Below are 25,154 nucleotides of genomic sequence, written 5' to 3'. Positions count from 1 at the left end.
GCCTTAAATAAAAAGCGGATTAAAGCAGGTTTTTTGAATGAGTAAAATCGTCATTGCAATTGATGGATATTCAGGATGTGGTAAGAGTTCGACCGCTAAGGCAGTTGCCAAAGAATTAGGGTATACCTACATAGATACAGGTGCTATGTATCGAGCGGCAACCTTACATTTTTTAAATAACTTTGTGACGATTTCAAATCCGCATGAGGTGGATAAAGCTTTAAAAAATCTTCATATCAGCTTTCATTACAATCCGGAAACAGGGCAGCAAGAAACCTTTCTAAATGGGTTGAATGTAGAAAGTGAAATCCGCAAGATGAAAATCTCTTCCAAGGTGAGTGAAATTGCCGCGATCAAGGAAGTTCGCAAAGAACTTGTTGCTCAGCAAAAAGGATATGGTAAAAAGAAGGGTGTCGTGATGGATGGAAGAGATGTAGGTTCTGTTGTATTTCCAGATGCAGAATTAAAAGTGTTTATGAGCGCAAATCTGCAGACTCGTGCCGAAAGGCGTCAACAAGAGTTGCTTGAAAAAGGAGACATGGTAGATTTGGAAGAAATTAAAAATAACCTGGCGAAAAGAGATGAAATAGACTCTTCTCGTGAAGTAGGCCCATTGATCAAAGTATCTGATGCCATAGAAATCGATACCAGTTACTTGACCTTTCAGGAACAAGTGGCTCAAATTGTCGACAAGGCAAAGCAAATCATTGAAAAAGAAAAAAGCTATGCAGGTAACCATAGATAAAAATTCTGGTTATTGCTTCGGAGTTGAATTTGCCATCAAAATGGCAGAGGATGAAATGGAGCAAAGCGAAAAGCTTTATTGCCTCGGAGATATCGTGCACAACGATATGGAGGTGAAACGCTTACGTGAAAAGGGGTTGGTGGTAATCGATCGGGATGAATTGCAAGATCTCAGCGATTGCAAAGTGCTGATTCGAGCCCATGGTGAACCCCCTGAAACGTACAAGACCGCCATTAAAAATAATATTGAATTGATTGACGCTTCCTGTCCTGTCGTCTTAAAGCTGCAACATCGAGTGAAAACAGCTTTTGATAGAATGGAAAGAGAGAATGGTCAGATTGTGATTTATGGCAAAAAAGGGCATGCAGAAGTAATCGGCTTGACTGGACAGACTTTAGAGAAGGCAATCGTAGTGATGGAAGAAAGCGATTTGGATAAAATCGACTACACCAGACCTGTGACCTTGTTTAGTCAAACCACCAAAAGCACCAAAGGATTTTACGAATTATCGGGAAAAATCGAAGATAGAATCAAGAAAGCCAATTCAAATTTTGAGGAGGTTCCATTTAATGCCAATGATTCTATTTGTAGACAAGTTTCCAATAGAGAACCACAATTGCAGAAATTTTCACATGATAATGATGTGATCTTATTTGTGTCAGGAAAGAAGAGTTCCAATGGTAAAGCACTTTATCAAGTTTGTCTTAATGAAAACGAGCGAAGTTATTTCATTGAAAATGAGACAGAAATGAATCCTGAGTGGTTCAGACCAGAAGATAAAGTTGGTGTTTGCGGAGCCACTTCGACCCCTATGTGGTTAATGGAACAAGTGAAATCTCATCTTGAATCAATGGAAGAAAGTGCCTTGCCGATCTGAGACAAATAGTACCTTCAGAAATAATTGGCAACCATTCTCTTAAAAAGTGAAACATAATATCCCATATACTCCCTAAATAAAAATTGTATTTATTAGATTTGGGGCGTTTTTCAAAGGCTCAAAGTTCAAAAACAGATATGTCTAAAATAGTGAAGCTTAAGAAAGGTTTTGATATCAAACTGGTAGGAAAGGCTAATCAGGAGTTAGCTGATTTTGCGCCAGCTCAAACCTTCGCGATTAAGCCGACGGACTTTATAGGTCTTCAGAGACCAAAAGTACTTGTCAACGAAGGAGATACCGTAAAGGCTGGTACTCCCATCATGTTCGATAAAGCCATGGATCAGGTAATCTATGCTTCTCCGGTTTCCGGTGAGGTAGTAGAGATCAAAAGAGGAGAGAAGAGAAAGCTTCTTGAGATTAAGATCCTTGCTGACCAAACCATTACCCATGAGGATTTAGGTAAAGCTGATGTAGCTTCTCTTGATAGAGATGCATTGGCAGCCAAGATTGCTGGGTCTGGAGTTTGGCCAAATATCATTCAAAGGCCTTATGGGGTTGTAGCTAATCCAACAGATACTCCAAAAGCGATTTTCGTATCAGGTTTTGATACCAATCCTTTGGCTGCTGATTATGGCTTTACCCTGAAAGGAGAGGAAAAATATTTTCAGGCGGGTATTGATGCCCTAGCAAAATTGACGACTGGGAAAGTTCATCTAAACCTAGATGGTGCTTCTACCCCTCCGGCAGTTTTTGCAAATGTTAAAAATGCGGAGATCAACAAATTCTCAGGTCCACACCCTGCAGGCAACGTAGGAATCCAAATTCATCACCTTGATCCTATCAACAAAGGAGAGATTGCTTGGACAGTAAATCCTTATGGTGTGGTTCAGATAGGTAAGTTGCTTTTGGAAGGGGTTTATGATGCTTCTAAAGTAATCGCGATTACTGGTTCTGAAGTAACAAAAGCGGCTTATGTGAAAACATTTAGCGGTGCTTGTGTGTCTACCTTTACGAAGGGTAATCTGAATTCAGGACATGTAAGAGTGGTGTCTGGAAATGTGCTTTCTGGTGAGAAAATTTCATTAGATGGTTTTATTGGATTCTACCACAATCAAATTACAGTAATTCCTGAAGGTGATTACGAAGAGTTTTTGGGTTGGCTTAAGCCTACTACCACAAAACTTAGCTTCAGCAAAGCATTAGGGATTTTCTCTTTCCTTCATAAAGGAGAATTTAAGGTAGATACAAATACACATGGTGAAGAAAGACCATTTGTTGTTTCCGGTGTATTTGAAAAAGTACTTCCAATGGATATTCTTCCAACCTATCTTTTCAAGGCAATCGTCTCCGAAGATTTTGATGAAATGGAAGAGCTAGGGCTTTATGAAATTATTGAAGAAGATGTAGCCTTATGCGAATTTGTAGATCCTTCGAAGAATGATTTGCAGGAACTGGTAAGAAATGGGATTGAATTATTAATGTATAGTTAAAAATATGAAGGCATTACAAAACTTATTTGATAAGCTTAAGCCGAATTTCGAAAAGGGTGGAAAATGGGAGAAATTCTACACGCTTTACGAAGGTCACCGGACGATTGCTTTTGCTCCTGATTTGACTACAAAGGCAAAAGGTGCACAGATTAAAGATGCTGTAGATTTGAAGAGAGTGATGATCACGGTGGTAATCGCCATGATTCCAGCACTTCTTTTCGGGATTTTGAATGTAGGATATCAACATTTTCTTGCAGTAGGAGAGGAAGCTACCTTTTTGGATAAAGCGCTTTTCGGTGCAATGGCTGTTCTACCTACACTAATCGTTTCTTACGCGGTTGGTCTATTAACTGAATTTACTTTCTGTGTAATCAGAAATCACCCTATTAGTGAAGGTTACTTGGTTTCAGGGATGTTAATCGCGCTAGTGATGCCTCCTTTTATTCCATTGTGGCAAGTGGCGCTAGCCACCATTTTTGCAGTGGTTATTGGTAAAGAAGTATTTGGTGGTACAGGGATGAATATCTTGAACGTAGCGATGACTGCTAGAGCATTCTTATATTTTGCTTACCCAGCTCAAATCTCTGGAGATCAAGTTTGGACTTACTTAAGTGATTCGACTGCAGTGGATGGTTTCTCTGGGGCTACTGCACTTTCAGTTGCTTACAATGCAGGAGTTGAAGGTACACAGACGGCTGTGGAGGCTTTAAATGCACATAATGCTTCTATTGGTGGAGATTTTAGTTTCATGAACATGTTCATGGGATGGATCCCAGGCTCCATTGGTGAGACGTCTACTTTAATGGCCCTTGTTGGAGCTGTGATCTTAATTGGTACAGGAGTGGCAAGTTGGAAAATTATCGTTTCTGGATTTGCTGGAGCTTATATCATGGGAACAATTTTGAACCTACTAGCTGTGAATGAATACATGGCTTTACCACCTCAATACCATTGGGTAATGGGAGGTATGGCTTTTGGTTTGGTATTTATGGCAACTGATCCCGTATCAGCGGCTCAAACGGAAACGGGTAAGTGGATTTACGGAATGTTGATCGGTGTATTGACGGTGATCATCCGTGTTACCAACCCTGCTTACCCAGAAGGAATCATGCTTGCAGTATTGTTTATGAACGTATTTGCTCCGCTGATCGATTATTATGTAGTAAAAGCTAACAAAACAAGGAGGTTACAACGTGCAACAGTCTAATACATATATTATTACTTTTTCTGTAATCCTTACCGTAGTATTGGGTTTACTTCTTTCTGGAACCGCACAATTATTGGGTCCTAGACAGCAGGAAGCCATTGCATTGGATAAGAAAAAGCAAATCTTAGGTGCGGTAATCAGCGGCGAAGAAATTGCCGCCATGACACCTCAGGAAGTAAATGCATATTACAGCAGCCATATTGGTGCTACCGTGGTAGATATCAATGGTAAAGAGGTAACTGAGAAAGATGGAGTTGCTGTTTCTGCTGAGAATGTGGATGTAGCAAAGAATTATAAACTACCTGCTGAAGATAGACTATACCCAGTGTTTATCTATCATGAAGAAGGAGATGATTCCAAAGTGAAATCTTACATCCTTCCATTATATGGTGCGGGTCTATGGGATGCTATTTGGGGTTACCTTGCTTTAGATACAGATATGAATACCATTGGTGGTATTACTTTGTCTCATGCTGGAGAAACTCCAGGCCTTGGTGCTAGAATCACCACTCCAGAAGTTCAGTCTAGATTCTCTGGAAAGGAAATCTATGATGAATCGGGTCAATTGGTTGGGGTACAAATGCAAAAAGGAGAAGGCAAAGATTATTCTTCTGAACCTCACAAAATTGATGGAATGTCTGGTGCTACTATTACTGGCACTGGTGTAAATAACATGGTGAAAAGTTACTTGGGACATTATAAGGCTTATATCGAGTCTAAGAAATCTTCTCAGGCTGTAGCCGCTCTTTAACCGAATTACAACTCACTGAAAATAATCAACATGAGTGCTGAAACTTTAGAAAAAGCGATAGAGAAAAAGCCGGCTGAGGCCCTTCTTTCAAAGCGTCGCAAAAAATTAGTAACAGATCCTTTGGTAGATGAAAACCCAATTACCATTCAGGTTTTGGGAATCTGCTCTGCCTTGGCGGTAACTACACAGATGAAGCCAACTTTGGTAATGGCTATTTCTGTAATTTTCGTAATTGCGATGTCCAATTTTGTTATCTCCTTGATGAGAAATACCATCCCTAGTCGTGTACGAATTATTGTACAGCTTGCAGTGGTAGCGACTTTGGTAACCTTGGTAAACGAAGTATTGAAAGCTTTTGCATACGATATGTATAAAGAACTTTCTGTATTCGTAGGTTTGATCATCACCAACTGTATTGTAATGGGTAGATTGGAAGCCTTTGCTTTGGGAAATAAACCATATGATTCTGTATTAGATGGTTTAGGTTCTGCATTAGGTTATTCTTGGATCATCTTAACTGTGGCTTTCTTTAGAGAGCTTTGGGGTTCAGGTTCTGTCTTTGGTATTCCAGTTTTTGATGCTGTTTCAGGTGTTTTTGGACCTGATTTCAAATTGGCTACCAATGGTTTGATGGTATCTCCAGTTGGAGCATTTATTATCTTAGGATTGATTATCTGGGTACAACGTACCAAAACAGGTTATGTTGAACACTAAAAACCAGTAAAGAAAAATGGAATTATTTAACTTAGGAATTCGGTCGATCTTTATCGACAATATGGTTTTCGCTTACTTCCTTGGAATGTGTTCTTTCCTGGCGGTATCCAAAAAAGTGAGTACAGCAATCGGTTTGGGAGCTGCAGTTATTTTCGTTTTGACAGTAACTGTACCAGTAAACTGGTTATTGAATGAATATGTATTGAAAGAAGGTGCTCTTTCTTGGGCCATGGCAGATCTTGCTTCTGTAGATCTTTCCTTCTTAAGATTTATCATGTTTATCGCAATTATCGCTGCGATGGTTCAATTGGTAGAGATGGTAGTTGAGAAATTTGCTCCTGCTCTATACGGTGCTTTGGGTATTTTCCTTCCTCTGATCGCAGTAAACTGTGCGATTCTTGGTGGATCCCTTTTCATGGCTCAGAGAGATTATACTCTTGCAGAATCTGCAGTTTATGGATTCGGTTCAGGAACTGGTTTCTGTTTAGCGATTGTCGCACTTGCAGCTATCAGAGAAAAATTAAAATATTCGAATGTTCCAAATGGTTTGAAAGGTCTTGGTATTACCATGCTTTTAACCGGATTGATGGGAATGGCATTTATGTCATTCATGGGAATCGATTTGTAAAATCAGCGAAAACGTTCGTTTAAAATACTTAAAACCCGAAGAAGTAATTCTTCGGGTTTTTTATTTGTCGAGTAGGGAGATATTCACGATTTGGCTTTAAATTTCTGTTCTAATCTAATTCGCACTGTAATCATGAAAAACACATTTTTAATAGCACTGTTCTTTTTAGCCTCATTGAACCTATCAGCCCAAACAGGGGAATGGGTGGAGCTATTCAACGGTAAAAACTTTGACGGTTGGAAGATTTCTGAGAATCCAGATTCTTTTACTATTTCGGATGGAATCTTGAAAGTTGAAGGTCCAAGAGGCCATATGTTTTATATGGGGGAAGTTGGGGACCATGACTTCAATAATTTTGAATTAATTGTTGAATTGAAAACAATGCCAAAGGCAAACTCTGGGATTTTCATTCATACTCAATACCAAGAAAATGGATGGCCAAGTATCGGGCACGAAATCCAAGTAAACCAAACACATGGTGACTGGAGAAAAACCGGAAGTGTATACTCCTTCAAAGACGTTAGAGAAACATATGTGGAGGATGGAGAATGGTATACCGAACATATCATCGTAAAAGGGGATGAAGTAACTGTAAAAGTGAATGGAGAAACCATCAATGAGTATGATGAAAGTAAAGATAGAGAAGGAGACTTAGGTACCAAAAAATTGGATCATGGCACGATTGCCCTACAGGCACACGATCCTGGATCTGTCATTTATTACAGAAGTGTGAAAGTAAAAATCCTACCTGATTGATTATTTTAATTTCAATCTTAGGAACCTTATTAAAATCCTGATTATTATTGAGTAATAATCAGGATTTTAATTTTAAAAGTATGGCATTTACTTACAAGCGCATTCTATCGTATTTCTTAAGAGGCTTGTTATTTGTTACCCCAGTTGTAGTAACACTTTACATTATCATTCAAACCATCTTATTTTTAGATAATCTGATTCCTGTGCCAATCCCTGGGATTGGAATATTGATGGTGTTGGCGCTAATCACCTTTGTTGGATATTTGGCAAGTTTATTCTTTGCCAAGCCCTTATTTGATTGGCTAGAAAAAGGACTGGTAAGAATTCCATTGGTAAACCTGATTTACACCAGCATTAAGGATTTGATGGGGGCATTTGTGGGGGAAAAAAAGAAGTTCTCATCTCCCGTAAAAGTTCAGATTTCTGACACCTTAATTCGCTTAGGCTTCATTACCCAAGATGACATGTCAATGGTAGGGGAAGTAGATATGGTTGCTGTTTATTTTCCTCATAGCTACAATGTGTCTGGAAACGTGTTTTTGGTACCAAAAGATAAAGTGACTCCACTTTTAGGAGTGAAAAGTTCAGATGTGATGAAGTTCATGGTTTCTGGAGGAGTTTCGCCTTTAGGAAGTCTTTAAAGTAGATGTAGAGCCAATACTCATTGGCCCTATATTTATTTCACTTCTACAGTAGCTTCTGATCTAACTTTAAATCTCCCGATCTCCCATATTACTTGATTTTGCTGCTTCATAGCATCCTCAAACCAAGTTTGATTTTCTGGGTCTACAGCTAATAAAAGACCTCCACTAGTTTGAGGATCGCACAATTGGACAAGATCCATTCCTACCACTCCTGTAGTTTTAGAACTATAGGCATTCCAGTTTCTGTAGGTATTGTCAGGAAAAATGAATTGCTTGATATATTCTTGGACCCCTTTGATCATCGGCAGTTTGTGAAGCTCAATTTCAGCACTAAGATTTGCCGCCTCACACATTTCTATTAAATGTCCAAGTATACCAAAACCTGTGACATCAGTCATGGCATGGACCTCCTCATGATTCCCAATGATTTCACCTATTGAATTCAAACGACATGCCGTATCTATTAGAAGCTGATAGTCTTCTTCTTGTATTTTTTCACGTTTGAGCGCTGTTGCCAAAACTCCAATTCCTAGTGGTTTGGTCAAATAAAGTAGGTCTCCTGATTGAGCCCCTTGATTTGTTTTAATTTTTCTAGGGTTAATTGTTCCATTGACAGAGAGCCCGAAAATGGGGTCTTTTGCTGCGATAGAATGACCACCTGCTAATTCAATTCCAGCAGTTTTACAAATGCTTTTGGCTCCCTCCATTACTTTTGCTGCGAGTTCTGGAGCTAATTTTTCTACTGGCCAGCTTAAAATCGCATTGGCAAAAATGGGTTTGCCTCCCATGGCATATACATCAGAAATCGCATTGGCGGCAGCGATTCTTCCAAAGTCAAAGGGATCATCTACTATGGGGGTAAAAAAATCGACAGTGTTGATCAATGCCAAATCATCAGAAACTTGGTAAACAGCAGCATCATCCTTGCCCGAATTACCTACTAAAAGTTTTGGGTCGCTTTGAGAAAATGATTGGCTTGAAGAAAGAATTTGATCCAAAATAGCTGGTGCAATTTTGCATCCGCAACCTGAACCTTCACTCCATTCAGTGAGCCGGATTGATTTGTTTTCCATTCAGTAGGTTTTTTATATTTATTAATAGTTGGCAGGATTTCTCAATATCCAATCCTGTCAAATCCAAAGTTTGAATTGTTTTTGGATTGTGTTTATCCAAATCAAACTGATAAGATTTGTCATAATAGATCAGCATATTGGAAATCCAGGATTCATGTTGATCATTGATAATGTCTTCAATTGCCTGAGTAGTCCTCAACCCTCCTAGTTTCTTTTTTAACCTGGTAACAGCGGCAATTAACTCTTCTTTTGGAAGGGTAGAATAGATTTCCTTTATTAAGCCAATTCGTTCTTCTTCGGATTTTTTAATATCGATCAAAGGGGCGCTTTCCATGCATTCAAAAAATTTATCATTAATGATAATTTTTCCAATGCGTTGGCTCTCATTCTCTAACCAAATGACCTGATTGGGATCTTTTTGGCGTAATTCTTCTGCCATCAAGTTTTCAAATTGCTCTACGCTGGGTTGAGGCTTTTGCCCGATGCCTCCAAAAGCCGAACCTCGGTGATTTGCGATGGCTTCCAAATCCAAAATTTGTTCACCATAGGAAGTCAAGACATTTAAAAGACGGGTTTTCCCCACTCCTGTTTTTCCGCCTAAAACAAGGAGGTTCCAATCTCTTCTTACCAATTGAAATGTAAAGGTTCTATAGGCTTTATATCCTCCTACTAATCGGTATACTTGAAAGCCGATCATACTGAGTAGCCACGATAAGATTTGGCTTCTCATTCCACCTCTCCAGCAATATATTAGTACTTTTTTTTCAGGGAAATTTTCAACGGCGGTATTCTGGATTCTGTAGAATCTTGGCCCAACTAATTTAAATCCTTCAATGGTTGCCTTTAAAGAGCCTTCCTTTTTATAAAGAGTACCTACTCTGATTCTTTCCTCATTGGTAAGTATGGGCAAATTGATAGAACCAGGGATGTGGCTTTGCTGAAATTCATTTTCGCTTCGTGCATCCACGATGGGAATTTGCCCTCTCAGCTCCCATAATTCGTCTAAAGAAATTAAATGTTCATTCATGGAACCATTAAGATAAAAAAAAGCCGCAAGGAATTCCTTACGGCTTAACTTCTATTGTTTCGCTTTATTAAAGCTGAGCATCTAATTTTTGAGCCAATACAGATTTTGGAACAGCTCCAACTTGTTTGTCTACAATTTCTCCACCTTTAAAGAATAATAGTGTAGGTATAGATCTGATTCCGAATGCTTGTGCTACAGAAGGGTTTGAGTCGACATCTACTTTGCCGATCACTGCTTTTCCTTCATAATCACCTGCTAATTCTTCTACCACAGGACCAATCATTTTACAAGGTCCACACCACTCTGCCCAGAAGTCTACCAAAATTGGTTGTTCTGATTTGATTACTTCTTCGAAATTAGCATCCGTGATTTCAATTGCTTTTCCCATTGTATGTTTAGTTTAATTTTGCTTAATTTTTCCAAATATATGAGCAAAAGCCGATTGAAGGATAATAAGTTCCGATGGATTTCATTTTTTTATCTATTGCCCATTGATAAAATTAATAGGCAGTCAGAACTTTAGATTACTTTATAGACGACTTCTGGAATTTCTTTCAACTCATTAATCATCTCAGCGCTAGGATCAATGGAGAATTTTTTAGAGAAAAGCTCCAATGAAATATTCTCTTTTCTATCTACCACATCAAAATACAGCTTCGCATCCCCCTTGTATTTCTCGGTAATGGACTGCAGTTTTTCCATTAAATCATAAGTCAAATCATCCAAGTCAATATTCACACGTAATCCTTTGACCATTTTACCTCGAACTTCACTCAATAACATGATATTGGTGATTTTAAACTCCAGCTCGTTTTCTGCCCACTTTTTACCGACCACTTGCCCGGTTAGGAATAGAAACCATCCCGTCATGAAGTACTCTTTAAACTTCACATAATCCTCTCCAAATAAGAAGAAAGTGAACCCTCCATGGTAATCTTCTAACGTTAAAGTGCCAAAAGGCTTTCCATTTTTAGTGGTTCTATGTGCAAAACTGCTGACTGATCCAGCAATCTTTAGTTCTTTTTTGTTTTTGAGACTTTCCAGATCATTTAATTCTGGAAGGTTGGCATTGGTAAAGGATTCTATTTCCAGTCGGTATTGATCAAGGGGATGCCCGGAGATATAAAGGCCTACCACCTCTTTCTCTATGTTTAATTGTTGTAACTGGGAAAAAGGCTCCATGGGTGCCACTGATGGCAAAGGAATATCCATGCTGCCACCACTTCCACCAAATAAACTTACTTGGGCACTTTCTTCTTCCTGCTGCACCTTTTGGGCATATTTTGTAGCCTTTTCAATCAGGGTTAAATCACCATCTGCCGCTTCTAGGTATTGTCTTCTATGATGCTCTTTAAAGCAATCAAAGCCACCTGCCATGGCTAAAGCTTCCATGGTTTTCTTGTTTAGAGCTTTGGAGTTGACCCGCTTCGCAAAATCAAAGATGTTTTTAAATGGTCCGTTGGCCTCTCTTTCTTTGATAATTTCATCTACCGCAGCAGAGCCAGCTCCTTTAATTGCTGCCATTCCAAATCGGATTTCTCCAGCTGCATTTACCGTAAATCCATTTTTCGATTCATTGACATCAGGGCCAAGTACAGGAATGTTTGCGCGTTTACATTCTTCCATAAAGAAAGTGACCTGAGTAATGTCATTCATGTTATTACTCAATACCGAAGCTAGGTATTCCGCAGGATAATGTGCTTTTAAATAAGCAGTCTGATAAGCAATCCAAGCATAGCAGGTGGAGTGAGATTTGTTGAATGCATAAGATGCAAAGGCCTCCCAGTCAGTCCATATTTTAGCTAGTTTTTTTGCGTCATGACCTTTGGCAGATGCCTGTTCAATGAATTTAGGTTTCATTTTATCCAAGACATCCTTTTGCTTCTTACCCATCGCTTTACGGAGAACGTCAGCCTCACCTTTGGTGAATCCCGCTAGTTTTTGGGACAACAACATCACCTGCTCTTGGTAAACCGTAATACCATAGGTTTCTTCCAGGTATTCCTTCATGTCCTCCAAATCGTATTCGATTGGTTCTAGGCCATGTTTTCTCTTAATGAAGGAAGGGATGTAAGCCAAAGGTCCTGGTCTATACAGGGCGTTCATGGCAATTAAGTCAGCAAAAACAGTTGGTTTCAGTTCTCGCATGTATTTCTGCATCCCAGCAGATTCATATTGGAATATCCCTACGGTCTCACCTCTTTGGAAAAGCTCATAGGTTTTTTCATCATCGATAGGGAAATTATCGGCATCCAATTCTATCCCATGCCTTTCTTTGACAATTCGAATAGCGGTCTTGATTAAGGTAAGGGTTTTAAGACCCAAGAAGTCCATCTTCAAAAGCCCTGCAGACTCTACCACTGAGTTGTCAAACTGGGTACAGACCATGTCTGAATCCTTCGCCAAAGCCACAGGTACGAAGTTGGTAATATCGTCAGGAGTAATGATCACTCCACAGGCATGAATTCCAAGGTTTCGAACAGAGCCTTCCAACATGGTTGCTTGATTGATGGTTTTGGATAAATCATCCTGCCCTTTGGAAATCCGGATCAATTCCTCTGCCTTAGCGATCAACTCACCTTGTCCTTTTAATTTATCGGATAAAGCGGCTCTATTTCCAGCCATCCCAAACAATGCCTTCAGTTTGATGTCAGGGACTAGATTGGCCAATTTTCCGGCTTCCGCCAATGGTAAATTTAAAACCCTAGCAGTATCCCGTATAGCTGATTTTGCAGCCATGGTACCGTAGGTGATAATTTGGGCTACTTGGTTAGAACCGTATTTTTTGATCACGTAATCAATTACCCGTTGCCTTCCTTCATCGTCAAAGTCAATATCAATATCGGGAAGGGAAACCCTGTCAGGATTTAGGAATCTCTCAAAAAGGAGATCATACTCGATAGGGTCCACATTGGTGATTCCAATACAGTAAGCTACAGCTGATCCTGCAGCTGATCCCCTTCCTGGGCCGACCGAAACCCCCATTTTTCTAGCCTCACCTGTAAAGTCTTGGACAATTAAGAAGTAGCCAGGATACCCTGTTTTTTCAATGGTGGCCAATTCGAAATCCAGCCTTTCTTCAATTTCAGGAGTGATCTCCTTGTACCTTTTCCGTGCACCTTCGTAGGTGAGGTGTCTTAAAAATGCATTTTCACCTCTTTTTCCTCCGTCTACTTCATCTTCTGGATGCTTGAATTGCTCTGGAATATCAAACTTTGGAAGCAATACTTCTCTTGCAAGTTTATAAGCTTCAATCTTGTCGACGATTTCCTGAGTGCATTCAATTGCTTCTGGTAAATCGGCGAAAAGCTTCTTCATTTCATCGGGACTTTTGATATAGAATTCGTCGTTTGGAAAACCATACCTAAATTCTCTTCCCCGCTTCCCGATGTATTTTTTCGGTTTTTCTACCAATTCCCCGTCTTTTACACACAATAACACATCATGGGCTTTGGCATCGACCTTTTGATTATAATAAGTGTTGTTGGCAGCAAAATATTTTACATCATGCTTTTTGGCGAAACCCAACAACACTTCATTTACTTTTTCTTCTTCTGGAACCCCATGTCGGTTGAGTTCTACATAAAAGTTTTCACCAAATTGTTCTTTCCACCATAGGAATGCTTCTTCTGCCTGGGTTTCTCCGACATTCAAAATTAGGAAAGGGATTTCTCCCCAAAGTCCACCGGTGGTGGCGATTAAGTTTTCTTTGTATTCCACCAATACTTCCCGATCAATTCTTGGGACGTAGTAAAAACCTTCAATGTTGGCGTAGGATGCCAGTTTTGCGAGGTTATGATAGCCTGCCTTATTTTTGGCTATCAATACTGTCTGGAAACCATCGTCTTTATTGGACTTGTTCTTCCTGTCCCTGCATAGATTGAATTCACAGCCTAGAATAGGTTTGATTTCCTTGGCCATGGCCTCCTTAACGAAATGGAAAGCCCCCATCATATTGCCATGATCAGTTAAGGCAATGGCACTCATTCCCAGCTCTTTTGCTCTACTGACCAATGCGGGGATTTCAGAAGTTGCCTGTAAAACGGAATATTGGCTATGTACATGTAGGTGAGTAAAAGGGACATCGGTTAAGTCTGAAATATCCGCTTTACCTGCTTGTTTTAGAATATCTTTGGCAGCGGCCTTTTGATCATCTTTTGCTTGGGCAAAATTTGCCTCTGCAAGTTTGGGAGCCTCATAGATTACTTGCTCAAGTGTCAGTCCAGCTTCTGGTGGTTGGACACCCTGAGTGATCAACCCAAAGAAACAACGGGCTGTAGCATCCACATCATATGCAGCATCGTGGGCATCTCCAAAGCCTTCCCCAAAAAGTTTTTGATGCAGTTCGGTAAGTGTAGGCCATTTGTATTTTCCACCTCTACCTCCTGGGATTGCACAAAATTCCGTAGATATATCTTTGGTGTCGAGTTGGGTCGTGGTCAAAGGCATCGGAGCCTCGGCACGAAGAAATTCAGAACCAACGACGTTGATATCAAATTCAACATTGTGCCCGACTAAATATTGTGCCTGCCTAACATCTCCTTCGAATATTCCGAGGATTTGCTTGAGGTCATGTCCCTCCGCCAACGCTCTTTTGGTAGAGATGCCGTGTACCTTCTCGGCATTATAAGGAATGGTAAATCCCTCCGGCTTGATAATATAATTATGATTGGAAATCAGTTTTCCCGTCGCGTCATGCAGCTGCCAAGCTAACTGAACCAGTCGGGGCCAGTTGTCCACATCGGACATAGGGGCATTGTAATCGCGAGGTAAACCTGTGGTTTCGGTATCAAAAATTAAATACATACAGCTTGGGAAATTGAGCCTTCAAATTAGGGCTAATCTTGTAAAGCTGCCAGTACTTCTGGTGCTAATTGTCAGAGATTATAGAAAATTACCTTTTGTCCTCCCAAGGCATGTATACGACCTTCTTGGTCTCAAAAAAATCTTCCTTGAAATAGTCTTCTAAATGATAAACCACATAGGATTTTCCAAGTTCCTCCAGTTCTTCATCCACATCTCCTCCTTTTAAATACAGGATGCCGTTGGGATATTCATTGAAGTCTTCTTTGCGGATTTTATTTTTTACCCAAGGATAAAAATTGATCATTCGGGTAACTGCACGACTGACCACAAAATCGTATTTCCTAACCAATTGCTCAGCTCGGGTTTGCTGAGCTTCTACATTGGAAAGCTTCAGTTGTTTGGCGACATCTTTTACCACGCTGATTTTTTTACCTATGGAATCTACCAGATGAAAATGCGTGTCTGGAAATAAAATGGCTAGTGGAATTCCTGGGAATCCTCCTCCTGTCCCAATGTCCAATACTTTGGTGCCTGGCTGAAATGCCATCACTTTGGAAATCCCCAAGGAGTGTAATACATGGCGAACATAAAATTGGTCCATATCTTTCCGACTGATCACATTGATTTTGGAATTCCAGTCAGAATAAATTTCGCCAAGTCTTGAAAACTGCTCTACTTGTTTTTCAGATAATTCTGGGAAATAAGCTTGAATAAGTTCGACTCCAGGGTTCATTAAATATGTTTTTCTTTGCCAGATGCTATTTCATATAGCAGCTCTCTGGAACGGTGTAATTGTGCCTTGACAGTACCAAGTGGTTTTTCCAATTCTTGGGCAATTTCTTCGTACGATAATTCATCAAAATAACGGAGCTGAACCAGCTTACGATATTTTGCAGGAAGTTTATCAACAAATATTCTTACCATTTCGATTCGCTGGGATTTGATGAATTCATCTTGTGGATTATTGTCATCATCCTCAACGTCGATATTTACTGAATTACCTCCATCATCCGTTAAAGTGTTGTTTAAACTCATGGTTTTGAGTTTTTTCTTTCGGATAAAATCAATGGTATTGTTAGTCGCGATTCTAAAAAGCCAAGTACTAAACGTGTAATCCTTTTTGAAACGATCCAGATTTTTGAATGCTTTGGCAAAAGCCTCCATGGTCAAATCCTCTGCATCATCTGCGTTTCGGATCATTTTCAGGATCATGAAATAAACGGCTTTTTTATACCTTTTCATCAAACTCGCATAGGCTTGTTGATCTTTGCCTTGGACCGCTTGATCGATCAAAGCAAAATCCTCTAGTGCTTTATTTGAAAAACCTCGTTCGTTTATTTCCATTGGATGTCTTTTGCCTGGTGGGAAATAGTTCCCAAAACCCAAAAGTAACCTAAATACAAGAAATCATGCATCCAGCTATTTTTTGGAGCTTTAGTCCCTTGGATCTTTTTACTAGCTGACGCAAAAACACGGACAACTATAACAGACCTTAATAGAATAATACCGAAAACAATTAAAAATTGTTCCCAACTCTGCCCAATTCCGAAATAAATCAGCAATCCTATACCACTTAACCAGAATAATGCATGAGAAAGAGAGAAGAATCCAATTTTTTGTTTGTCTTCTGATCGATAATATTTTCCTGCATGAAGGTGTCTTTTCTTCTGCACCATATATTCTTTGAAAGTGACTTTTGGTTTGGAAGTGGTATTCGCCTCTGGATCCAAAACAATCGCTGTGTTTTTTCCTGTAGCATATTGGTTGACAAATAAATCATCATCTCCCCCTTCTACATGCCAAAACCCTTTAAATGCTTTTACCTCCATGAAAAAACTCCTTCTATAACATAAGTTTCTTCCGACTCCCATAAAAGGGGCCTTCCAAAGACCAAAAGATAAGTAATAAAGGGCAGTTAATAGTGTTTCATATTGGATCCAATTGTTAAGAAACCCTTTTGCTTTTTCGTACCCAGAAAATCCAAGTGCAAAAGTTTTTCCTTCCTGACGGACAGGAGCAGTCATTTTGCGAATCCATTGATCTGAATTTGGGATGCAATCTGCATCTGTCAATAGTATCACATCATTTTTAGAAACTTTAATACCCAGTGTCATGGCAAACTTTTTGGCAGTAACATGGGCAGGGGTGTACTTGATAGTAACGGAGCGAAGCCTTGGGTAGATTGACATCATTTCTTCTAAGAGTCGCTTCGTTCTATCTGTAGACCTATCATTCACGATCATTACATCAAATGTAGGGTAGTCTTGATCGAACAGTTTAGGGATCAAGGTTTTAAGGTTTTTGAACTCGTTGTGTGCTGAGACGAGAACAGTAACCCCTTCTTCCTTTTGAGGGTCCGAATTTGCCTTTTGAGGCTTTGAAAACGCGGTGCGCCCAAATATTATTAGCAGGTAAATTACCTGAATAAATATTCCCGCACCGAAGAAAAACCAAAGTAAAAATAGGCCCATAGGTCAATTTTGCTGGGCAAATATAAAATCAAATTCAGCAAGTCATTTAAGAATAAGCGTATATTTTTGTAGTCAAGATCATACATTTTGCGGATTGCCTCTACAACTCTGCGTTTTAACCTATGAAGTTTACCTTATCTCATCAAGATTCTAAAAGTAAAGCCAGAGCCGGGTTAGTTAAAACTGACCATGGTGAAATAGAAACTCCTATTTTCATGCCTGTGGGGACCGCTGGTTCCGTAAAAGCAGTGCATCAGCGCGAATTGTTGTATGATGTCAAAGCAGAGATCATTTTAGGGAATACCTATCATTTATATCTCCGGCCAGGATTGGGTATTCTGGAAAAAGCAGGTGGTCTCCATAAATTTAATGGTTGGTCAAAGCCAATATTGACAGATAGTGGAGGGTATCAGGTTTTTTCTCTTTCAGGAACAAGGAAGATTAAGGAGGATGGGGTGATGTTCAAATCCCATATTGATGGTTCCAAACATCATTTTACTCCAGAAAATGTGATGGATATCCAGCGTACTATTGGGGCTGATATCATAATGGCTTTTGATGAATGTACTCCTTATCCTTGTGAATATGGATATGCAAGGAATTCCATGGAAATGACCCATCGGTGGCTGAAGCGTTGTATTGAAAGATTTGACGCTACAGAAGGAAAGTATGGGTATAGTCAAACGCTATTTCCAATTGTTCAGGGTTCTGTGTATAAAGATCTAAGACAAAAGAGTGCTGAGTTTATCGCCAATACTCATCAAGAAGGGAATGCCATTGGAGGGCTTTCCGTAGGTGAACCTGCCGAAATGATGTATGAAATGACGGAGTTGGTGACGGATATTTTACCTACTGATAAACCTAGGTATTTAATGGGAGTGGGCACTCCAGCTAATATTTTGGAGTGTATTGCTTTGGGAGTAGATATGTTTGATTGTGTCATGCCTACCAGAAATGCCCGAAATGGAATGCTGTTTACTTCTGAAGGGATCATTAATATCAGAAATGAGAAATGGAAAGATGATTTTTCCCCTATAGATTCAGCAATTGGAGGGCATGTCAGTACATTTTATTCTAAAGCCTATTTAAGACATTTAGTAATTAGTAAAGAGATTTTGGCCGCACAGATTGCCAGTATCCATAACTTGAGCTTTTACCTATGGTTGGTGAAACAAGCGAGGGAACATATCCTTGCAGGAGACTTTGCCGTTTGGAAAGATCAAATGGTGAAAAAAGTTAGTACCAGATTGTAATCCATGAAACTGCTCGACAAACTAATCATTAAGGATTTTTTGAAGACCTACTTTTTTGTAGTTGTCATGTTGGTCCTTATTGTGTTGGTGCTGGACTTTACTGAAAAGAATGATACCTACATTCGTAATAATGTTCCTACCAAGGAAATTTTACGATATATGGGGAATTATGGATTGTATCTCAATAATCTACTAACCCCAATTACTGTATTTATTTCTGTTATTTTCATCACTTCCAAAATGGCGGGAAGGACAGAAATCATTGCAATTTTAAGTTCAGGGGTAAGCTTTCCGAGATTATTGAGGCCATTTATTTTTGCAGCCATGATGATTGGAGGCGTCAGTTTTTTATTGAATGGATGGGTGCTTCCTGTGGCTACTGCTGGTGTAACAGAATTCCGTGTCAGTTACTTGGATAAGAAGAATACTTCCTCTGAAACCAATCAGCACATAAAAGTGGGGGCGGATTCATACGCATATCTCAGTAGGTTTTATAAAATAGGGAATACCGGATATAGCTTTACACTGGAAACCATCAGAGACGGGAAATTGATTGCTAAACTTTCTTCCGATCGAATTGAGTGGGATACCGCAAAGAATGCCTGGACATTAAGAAATTGGAGGCTGAGGGAACTGAAGGAGAAAGGAGAGGAGTATACTGTTGGGGAACGTAAAGACACCACATTATCTATAACTCCCAACGATTTTGATTTGCCTGATAATCATCATGAAACACTAAAGCTTCCGGAACTAGGTAGACAAATTAGGGTGCTTGAAGAACGAGGAGCTGATAACGTGGCATTCTACAAAATTGAACGATATGTGCGATTCATGTCTCCTTTTGCAGCCATCATATTAACATTTATCGGCGTGATCATGTCGGCTAGGAAAACAAGGGGAGGTTCAGGGTTTCAGATTGCCATGGGATTTTTGCTTGCATTTATTTACATCCTTTTATTTATACTTTCCAGGACCTTTGCCGAAAATGGGGCGACCTATCCGATACTTTCTGTTTGGTTGCCAAATATCGTATTTGCCTTAACTGGATTGGTGCTTTATAAAACTGTCCCAAGATAAATGACTGCCTCGATAAAGGATTATTTGATGCTTCATTTCATAGTGCTGATTTGGGGTTTTACAGCAATTTTAGGTTTGTTGATCAGTCTTCCTTCCATCGAACTGGTTTTTTACAGAACCTTAATAGCCACAATAGGAGTCGCATTTCTATTCCTACTTAAGAAGAAAAGGCTAATTATTAAGCCAAAAGACATGCTCCAAGTGACAGGGGTGGGATTTATTATCGCTACTCATTGGATTTTATTCTTTTGGTCAGCCAAAGTTTCCACCGCTTCGGTGTGTCTTGCGGGTATGGCTACTACTTCCCTTTGGACCGCTTTTGTAGAGCCAATTTTCAACAAGACCAAAATCAAATGGTATGAAGTGGCTCTTGGCTTGATGGTAATTTCCGGATTGTTGGTGATCTTCTCTTTTGAAGGTGGGTATTGGTTGGGATTGGTAATGGCACTTGCTTCTGCATTTCTTGCTGCAGTGTTTTCGGTGATCAATGGAAATCTCACGCAAAAACACAGTCCCTATCAAATTACCTTTTATGAGATGGCAGGTGCTTGCTTATGTTCTGCGCTGTTTATGCCGTTTTATTCGTTATTCATCAGTGATGGGGGAGTGAAGCTTAATTGGGAAGGTTACGATTGGTTTTGGCTTCTGATTCTTGGAGGAGTGTGTACAGTATATGCTTTTTCAGTATCAGTAGAATTGATGAAACGCTTATCGGTGTTTTCAATTAATCTGACTATTAACCTGGAACCAGTTTATGGAATTGTGCTTGCTGTAATGGTTTTTGGAGAAAGTGAAAAAATGACACCTGAATTTTATTTAGGTACTGGAATTATATTGGTTTCGGTGTTGTCCTATCCTGTACTAAACTATTTTAACCGTAGGAGAAAATCGAAGAGAATGACTGGTATCTCTTAGAGCTCTGACTCAAAAACGAAATAGTCGCTTTCCCATTCTATTTTTTCAGGCTTATTTTCAAAGAGCCCAAATACGGAAGATCCCGAACCAGACATAGAGGCATAGAAAGCTCCTGCCTCGTACAATTGCTCTTTAATGACTTTGATTTCCGGATGAGAGTTAAATACGCTAGCTTCAAAGTCATTTGTCAACTGATCTTTCCATTTGGAACGATCCTTCAATACCTCCTTCAAAGATGTTTCCGGGATGGCTGGAGTTACTCCACCATAGGCTTCTTTCGTTCCAATATGGACTCCAGGATTGATCAAAACCAAATGGGTGCCTTTCAGATCAATAGTTACATCCTCAAGTATCTCTCCTCTTCCAGTGGCAATTTTTGGAGTATTTTCTATAAAGAAAGGGCAATCACTTCCCAATGCAGCGGCATACTCTTCCAAAAAGAAGTCGTCTAAAATCAAATCAAACAGGTTGTTCATCAGATTCAGGGCAAATGCGGCATCTGCAGATCCTCCTCCTAAACCTGCTCCCATGGGGATGTTTTTATGCAGATGGACATTGATTTGGGGAAGGTTAGGGAAATCTTTCTTGAGTAATTGATAGGCTTTTAAGATGAGGTTATCCTTTGGGTTTCCAGGAATTGGTAGCCCGCTGCTGTTCCATGAAGATTTCTTATGGTCAATAATTATTTCCAACGCATCAAAAAGTGGAATGGGATACATGCAGGTTTCAATCTCATGATATCCATCTTTTCTTTTGGAAGTAATGTGGAGGCCTAAATTGATCTTGGCGTTGGGAAAGCAAATCATAGAAATGTAAAGGATTTGTCCAAAATTAGAAGATTCTTGGTCTTGCAGGAAAAAGATCAGACTTTTTACTAAATAACTTTAAATGATCTTTCTTTTTAAAAGAAATGATGCTTTAATTAGAATCTGTTTAATAGAAGGCAGAGATTTTTAAAAATTTTCACAAATAACTGAAATCAGTACAAAATTTTGAAAATTGAAAAAACGGCAAATCTATTTCTTAAAAAACGGCGTAAAATTCTTTTCTTGTAGAATTTAAAATTGAAAAATCGGAATTTACTTATATAAAATATCTGGCAAATAGTGCTGAGGTAAAATTAAATATTGTAAGTCTGAAATTTCAGTTTTAAGTTTGTGTAGAAATTAAAATCGATTCAAGAAATCATTCGACATAACTATGTTTAAAGTAGTCATTTTGCTAAGCTTAATTATTCTCATTGGATGTTAAATGTGAGGCACTAGACTATTTATAATGAATTAACCAAATCTAAAGTGCCTCACTAAACCTGAGGCACTTTTTTTTACACTCTATTATGACCCTGAAAAAACACAGTTGGGAAATCAGCGAAAATCCGGAGCATCCGGCCGGAATGGCTATGTTGTATGCCACCGGCATGAGCGATAAAAAGATGAAACAGCCATTTGTAGGGATAGCGAGTTGTGGCTATGAAAGTAACCCCTGCAATATGCACCTGAACGACTTTGCCGGTCTGATCAAAGCCTCCTCCCAGGAGCAAGATCTGACCGGTTTAGTTTTTAATACCATCGGGATATCTGACGGAACAACTATGGGGACGTTAGGTATGCGTTACTCATTGGTTTCCAGAGAGATCATTGCGGATTCCATAGAATCATTTATCATCGGTCATTCTTTTGATGGATGTATAGCGGTAGCAGGTTGCGATAAGAATATGCCTGGTGCTTTGATGGGGATGATCCGTACAAATAGACCTTCTATTTTACTTTATGGAGGAACCATAGCATCTGGACATTATAAAGGTGAGAAACTGAATATTGTATCTGCTTTTGAAGCATTTGGAAAGCGTGTCAATGGGGATATTTCAGATGAAGATTATGATGGAGTAATAAGAAATGCTTGTCCTGGCAAAGGGGCTTGTGGGGGTATGTACACTGCCAATACCATGTCTTCAGCTATTGAGGCCATGGGGATGTCCTTGCCTTATTCTTCTTCCTATCCTGCAAATTCTCCAGAAAAATTGAGAGAATGTCAGGAGGTTAATAAATACATGAGAATCTTGCTAGAAAAAGACATCAAGCCAAGTGATATCATTTCTAAAAAGAGTATCGAAAATGCAGTGACGGTAGCCATCGCATTAGGAGGAAGTACCAATGCAGTGATGCACATCATTGCGATTGCCAGAACTGCAGGGGTTGATTTTAATCTAGAAGATTTCAAAGCGATCAATGCTAAAACTCCTATGATTGGTGATTTCAAACCTTCTGGGAAGTATATGATGGAGGATTTGCATGAGCAAGGTGGTCTTCCAGCCTTTATGAAGTATATGCTTCAAAATGGGTTTTTGCATGGGGATTGTCTAACTGTTACAGGTAAAACCTTGGCAGAAAACCTTGAAAATGTGGAGGCGATTATTCCTTCTATGGTCAATGTGATTCACCCATTGGAGACTCCAATTAAAGCTACTGGACATCTTTGTATACTTTCCGGAAACCTAGCGCCAGAAGGTGCTGTGGCTAAGATCACTGGAAAAGAAGGGAGCTCTTTTACAGGCCCTGCCCATGTTTTTGATTCAGAACAAGATGCCAATGACGCCATCAGGGATCATAAAATTGAAAAAGGAGAAGTAATCGTGATTCGTAATATCGGACCGAAAGGCGGTCCCGGTATGCCAGAGATGCTGAAGCCTACTTCCATGATCATTGGAGCCGGTTTGGGATCAGATGTTGCATTGATTACAGATGGAAGATTTTCCGGTGGAACACACGGTTTTGTAGTAGGACACGTTACTCCAGAAGCGTTTTGTGGAGGACCTATTGGATTGGTGAGAAATGGAGATGTTATCACCATTGACGCAGATAATTTAAAACTTTCAGTAGCGATTACTGATGAAGAACTGGCCGAAAGAAAGAAAACCTGGAAGCCAAAAGAGATCTCTGATTTGCAGGGAACTTTGAAAAAATACAATAAACTTGTTGCCACCGCATCCGAAGGTTGTGTAACAGATAAATTCTAAGCCTATGAAAGACTTGATGATCCGAGGAGCAGATGTCGTAGTCAGAACTCTCATAGAGGAAAATGCCGAGATTATTTTCGGATATCCTGGAGGAGCAATCATGCCAGTGTATGATGCACTGTATGATTATCACGATCAAATCAAACACGTTCTTACCCGCCATGAGCAAGGTGCAATTCATGCTGCACAAGGGTATGCGCGAGTCTCTGGGAAAGTCGGTGTCTGTTTAGCAACATCAGGACCAGGGGCTACTAATTTGATTACAGGATTAGCGGATGCATTGATAGATAGTACACCGTTGGTGTGTATTACTGGACAAGTAGCTGCACACTTATTGGGTACTGATGCTTTTCAGGAAACTGATGTAGTAGGGATGTCTATGCCTTGTACTAAATGGAACATCCAAGTGAGAACTGTGGAAGAAATAGCTCCGGCAATTGCCAAAGCATTTTTCATAGCGAGATCAGGAAGGCCAGGACCAGTATTGATAGATATAACTAAAAATGCCCAGACTGATTTTGGTGAATTCAATTACGTGCCTTGCCTAGGCTTCAGATCGTATCAGACCAAAATTGAAATTAATAAGTCTGATATTCAGAAAGCCGCAGAAATGATTGATTCTGCTGAAAGACCTTATGTGCTTTATGGACAAGGGGTAGTTCTAGGTAAAGCGGAAGAAGAATTCAAAGCATTCTTGGATAAATCGGGCATTCCTGCAGCTTCTACCTTATTGGGATCCGGTGCTTTGCCACAGGATCACCCTTCTTATGTGGGGAAACTAGGAATGCATGGGAATTATGCACCGAATATCCTTACCAACCAATGCGATGTTTTAATTGCTGTTGGAATGAGGTTTGATGATCGTGTGACCGGGGATGTAAAACGCTATGCTAAGCAAGCGAAGATCATCCATCTGGAATTGGATCCAGCAGAAATCAATAAAACCATAAGATGTCATCATTCAGTTTTGGGTGATTGTAAAGATAGTTTGGCCTTATTGACGGAGGCGGTTGCCGCAAAATCCCACCAGGATTGGTTGGAGAAATTCCGTGAATTGGAGCGTGAGGAAAATTCAGCAGTCGTACAGCATGATATTACTCCTACCAAAGTGGGACTTACCATGGGGGAAGTAATTTATCAAGTGAATCAATACAAAGCAGACGATGCTGTATTGGTCACAGATGTAGGCCAGCACCAAATGATTGCCTGGAGATATTTCAATTATAAGAAGTCTCGTACTCAGGTGACATCTGGAGGATTAGGAACTATGGGTTTTGCATTGCCTGCAGCCCTTGGGGCTCAAATGTTTGATTTTTCCAGACAAGTAATTTGTGTAGTTGGGGATGGAGGGATCCAGATGACTATTCAAGAGTTTGGAACAATCATGCAGACCAAAGCTCCTGTAAAAATCATCTTGCTGAATAATAATTATTTAGGCATGGTGAGACAATGGCAACAAATGTTCTTTGATAAGCGCTATTCATTTACTGAACTGGATAATCCTGAATTTGTGAAGATTGCAGAAGCCTATGGCATCAAATCCCAAAAAATATCCGACAGATCAGATTTGAATGAGGCAATTGAAGATATGTTAATTCATGATGGGCCGTACTTCTTAGAAGTGGTGGTAGAGAAGGAAGACAATGTTTTCCCGATGATCGCAACGGGCTGTTCTGTAGAAGAGGTAAGACTAAGTTAATTCCG

Annotated in this window: 22 protein-coding genes; 14 read left to right on the top strand and 8 right to left on the bottom strand. The window is 39.7% G+C overall.

All coding sequences use genetic code 11. The features are described from left to right. Nucleotides 1-37: 37 nt before the first annotated feature. The 9 genes from cmk (at nucleotide 38) to BUR11_RS12095 (ending at nucleotide 7,809) form a co-directional block, all read left to right on the top strand. The gene (gene cmk / locus BUR11_RS12135; protein ID WP_074225272.1) at nucleotides 38-745 is read left to right on the top strand and encodes a (d)CMP kinase; all 708 of its coding nucleotides are present in this window, start codon (nucleotides 38-40) and stop codon (nucleotides 743-745) included. Further along, the gene (locus tag BUR11_RS12130) at nucleotides 726-1,622 is read left to right on the top strand and encodes a 4-hydroxy-3-methylbut-2-enyl diphosphate reductase (protein ID WP_074225271.1); all 897 of its coding nucleotides are present in this window, start codon (nucleotides 726-728) and stop codon (nucleotides 1,620-1,622) included. The genes cmk and BUR11_RS12130 overlap by 20 nt, the downstream gene beginning before the upstream one ends. A gap of 137 nt (nucleotides 1,623-1,759) precedes the next feature. After that, a complete protein-coding gene (locus tag BUR11_RS12125) occupies nucleotides 1,760-3,112 on the top strand; it encodes a Na(+)-translocating NADH-quinone reductase subunit A (protein ID WP_074225270.1) in 1,353 nt (450 codons plus the stop codon). 4 nt (nucleotides 3,113-3,116) lie between these two features. Further along, nucleotides 3,117-4,319 (top strand): NADH:ubiquinone reductase (Na(+)-transporting) subunit B, encoded by a 1,203-nt coding sequence (locus tag BUR11_RS12120; RefSeq protein ID WP_074225269.1) that lies wholly within the window; start codon nucleotides 3,117-3,119, stop codon nucleotides 4,317-4,319. Next, complete coding sequence (gene nqrC / locus BUR11_RS12115) at nucleotides 4,306-5,070, top strand: NADH:ubiquinone reductase (Na(+)-transporting) subunit C (RefSeq protein WP_074225268.1); 765 nt, start codon at nucleotides 4,306-4,308, stop codon at nucleotides 5,068-5,070. The genes BUR11_RS12120 and nqrC overlap by 14 nt, the downstream gene beginning before the upstream one ends. A 30-nt stretch (nucleotides 5,071-5,100) precedes the next feature. Next, nucleotides 5,101-5,784, top strand: coding sequence for an NADH:ubiquinone reductase (Na(+)-transporting) subunit D (locus BUR11_RS12110; RefSeq protein ID WP_074225267.1), 684 nt, complete (start codon nucleotides 5,101-5,103; stop codon nucleotides 5,782-5,784). A gap of 16 nt (nucleotides 5,785-5,800) precedes the next feature. After that, nucleotides 5,801-6,412 (top strand): NADH:ubiquinone reductase (Na(+)-transporting) subunit E, encoded by a 612-nt coding sequence (gene nqrE, locus BUR11_RS12105; protein WP_074225266.1) that lies wholly within the window; start codon nucleotides 5,801-5,803, stop codon nucleotides 6,410-6,412. A 132-nt stretch (nucleotides 6,413-6,544) separates the two neighbouring features. Then, complete coding sequence (locus BUR11_RS12100; RefSeq protein ID WP_074225265.1) at nucleotides 6,545-7,168, top strand: 3-keto-disaccharide hydrolase; 624 nt, start codon at nucleotides 6,545-6,547, stop codon at nucleotides 7,166-7,168. A gap of 80 nt (nucleotides 7,169-7,248) precedes the next feature. Then, entirely contained in the window at nucleotides 7,249-7,809 is a 561-nt protein-coding gene (locus BUR11_RS12095) for a DUF502 domain-containing protein (protein WP_074225264.1), read from the top strand. Nucleotides 7,810-7,844: 35 nt separating this feature from the next. On the opposite strand, the gene selD is transcribed toward BUR11_RS12095, so the two are convergent. The 7 genes from selD to BUR11_RS12060 form a co-directional block, all read right to left on the bottom strand. Beyond that, entirely contained in the window at nucleotides 7,845-8,885 is a 1,041-nt protein-coding gene (selD, locus tag BUR11_RS12090) for a selenide, water dikinase SelD (protein ID WP_074225263.1), read from the bottom strand. Beyond that, nucleotides 8,857-9,912 carry a tRNA 2-selenouridine(34) synthase MnmH gene (gene mnmH, locus BUR11_RS12085; protein WP_074225262.1) on the bottom strand — a complete coding sequence of 352 codons (1,056 nt, stop codon included), beginning with the start codon at nucleotides 9,910-9,912 and terminating at the stop codon, nucleotides 8,857-8,859. Before mnmH ends, selD begins: the two co-directional genes overlap by 29 nt. Nucleotides 9,913-9,979: 67 nt before the next feature. Further along, on the bottom strand, nucleotides 9,980-10,300 hold the full coding sequence (trxA, locus tag BUR11_RS12080) for a thioredoxin (RefSeq protein WP_074225261.1): 321 nt from the start codon (nucleotides 10,298-10,300) through the stop codon (nucleotides 9,980-9,982). 131 nt (nucleotides 10,301-10,431) lie between these two features. Then, complete coding sequence (gene dnaE / locus BUR11_RS12075) at nucleotides 10,432-14,718, bottom strand: DNA polymerase III subunit alpha (protein ID WP_074225260.1); 4,287 nt, start codon at nucleotides 14,716-14,718, stop codon at nucleotides 10,432-10,434. 88 nt (nucleotides 14,719-14,806) lie between these two features. Next, a complete protein-coding gene (gene rsmG / locus BUR11_RS12070; RefSeq protein ID WP_074225259.1) occupies nucleotides 14,807-15,451 on the bottom strand; it encodes a 16S rRNA (guanine(527)-N(7))-methyltransferase RsmG in 645 nt (214 codons plus the stop codon). Then, nucleotides 15,451-16,062 (bottom strand): RNA polymerase sigma factor, encoded by a 612-nt coding sequence (locus BUR11_RS12065; RefSeq protein ID WP_074225258.1) that lies wholly within the window; start codon nucleotides 16,060-16,062, stop codon nucleotides 15,451-15,453. Before BUR11_RS12065 ends, rsmG begins: the two co-directional genes overlap by 1 nt. Next, on the bottom strand, nucleotides 16,053-17,189 hold the full coding sequence (locus BUR11_RS12060; protein WP_074225257.1) for a glycosyltransferase: 1,137 nt from the start codon (nucleotides 17,187-17,189) through the stop codon (nucleotides 16,053-16,055). The genes BUR11_RS12065 and BUR11_RS12060 overlap by 10 nt, the downstream gene beginning before the upstream one ends. 122 nt (nucleotides 17,190-17,311) lie before the next feature. Here BUR11_RS12060 and tgt point away from each other — a divergent pair, with 122 nt between their 5' ends. From tgt to BUR11_RS12045, 3 genes are read left to right on the top strand one after another with little or no spacing between them, the layout of a single operon-like run. Continuing rightward, a complete protein-coding gene (gene tgt, locus BUR11_RS12055) occupies nucleotides 17,312-18,442 on the top strand; it encodes a tRNA guanosine(34) transglycosylase Tgt (RefSeq protein ID WP_074225256.1) in 1,131 nt (376 codons plus the stop codon). A gap of 3 nt (nucleotides 18,443-18,445) precedes the next feature. Further along, nucleotides 18,446-19,519, top strand: a complete 1,074-nt coding sequence (locus BUR11_RS12050; protein WP_074225255.1) for an LptF/LptG family permease — start codon at nucleotides 18,446-18,448, stop codon at nucleotides 19,517-19,519. After that, nucleotides 19,520-20,434 (top strand): DMT family transporter, encoded by a 915-nt coding sequence (locus BUR11_RS12045; RefSeq protein ID WP_074225254.1) that lies wholly within the window; start codon nucleotides 19,520-19,522, stop codon nucleotides 20,432-20,434. It begins immediately after the preceding gene. Here the strand turns inward: BUR11_RS12045 and ispE are convergent. Further along, nucleotides 20,431-21,240, bottom strand: coding sequence for a 4-(cytidine 5'-diphospho)-2-C-methyl-D-erythritol kinase (ispE, locus tag BUR11_RS12040; protein ID WP_074225253.1), 810 nt, complete (start codon nucleotides 21,238-21,240; stop codon nucleotides 20,431-20,433). The two genes, BUR11_RS12045 and ispE, sit on opposite strands and share 4 nt — an antisense overlap. A gap of 530 nt (nucleotides 21,241-21,770) precedes the next feature. On the opposite strand from ispE, the gene ilvD reads away from it, so the two are divergent. Next, a complete protein-coding gene (gene ilvD, locus BUR11_RS12035; protein WP_074225252.1) occupies nucleotides 21,771-23,450 on the top strand; it encodes a dihydroxy-acid dehydratase in 1,680 nt (559 codons plus the stop codon). A gap of 4 nt (nucleotides 23,451-23,454) precedes the next feature. Further along, complete coding sequence (gene ilvB / locus BUR11_RS12030; RefSeq protein WP_234982162.1) at nucleotides 23,455-25,149, top strand: biosynthetic-type acetolactate synthase large subunit; 1,695 nt, start codon at nucleotides 23,455-23,457, stop codon at nucleotides 25,147-25,149. Nucleotides 25,150-25,154 lie beyond the last annotated feature (5 nt).

The sequence above is a fragment of the Algoriphagus halophilus genome, assembly GCF_900129785.1.
Classification (GTDB): Bacteria; Bacteroidota; Bacteroidia; order Cytophagales; family Cyclobacteriaceae; genus Algoriphagus; species Algoriphagus halophilus.
The sequence above is the reverse complement of the archived record's forward strand: the minus strand, read 5'-3'. Positions and strand labels throughout refer to the sequence as shown.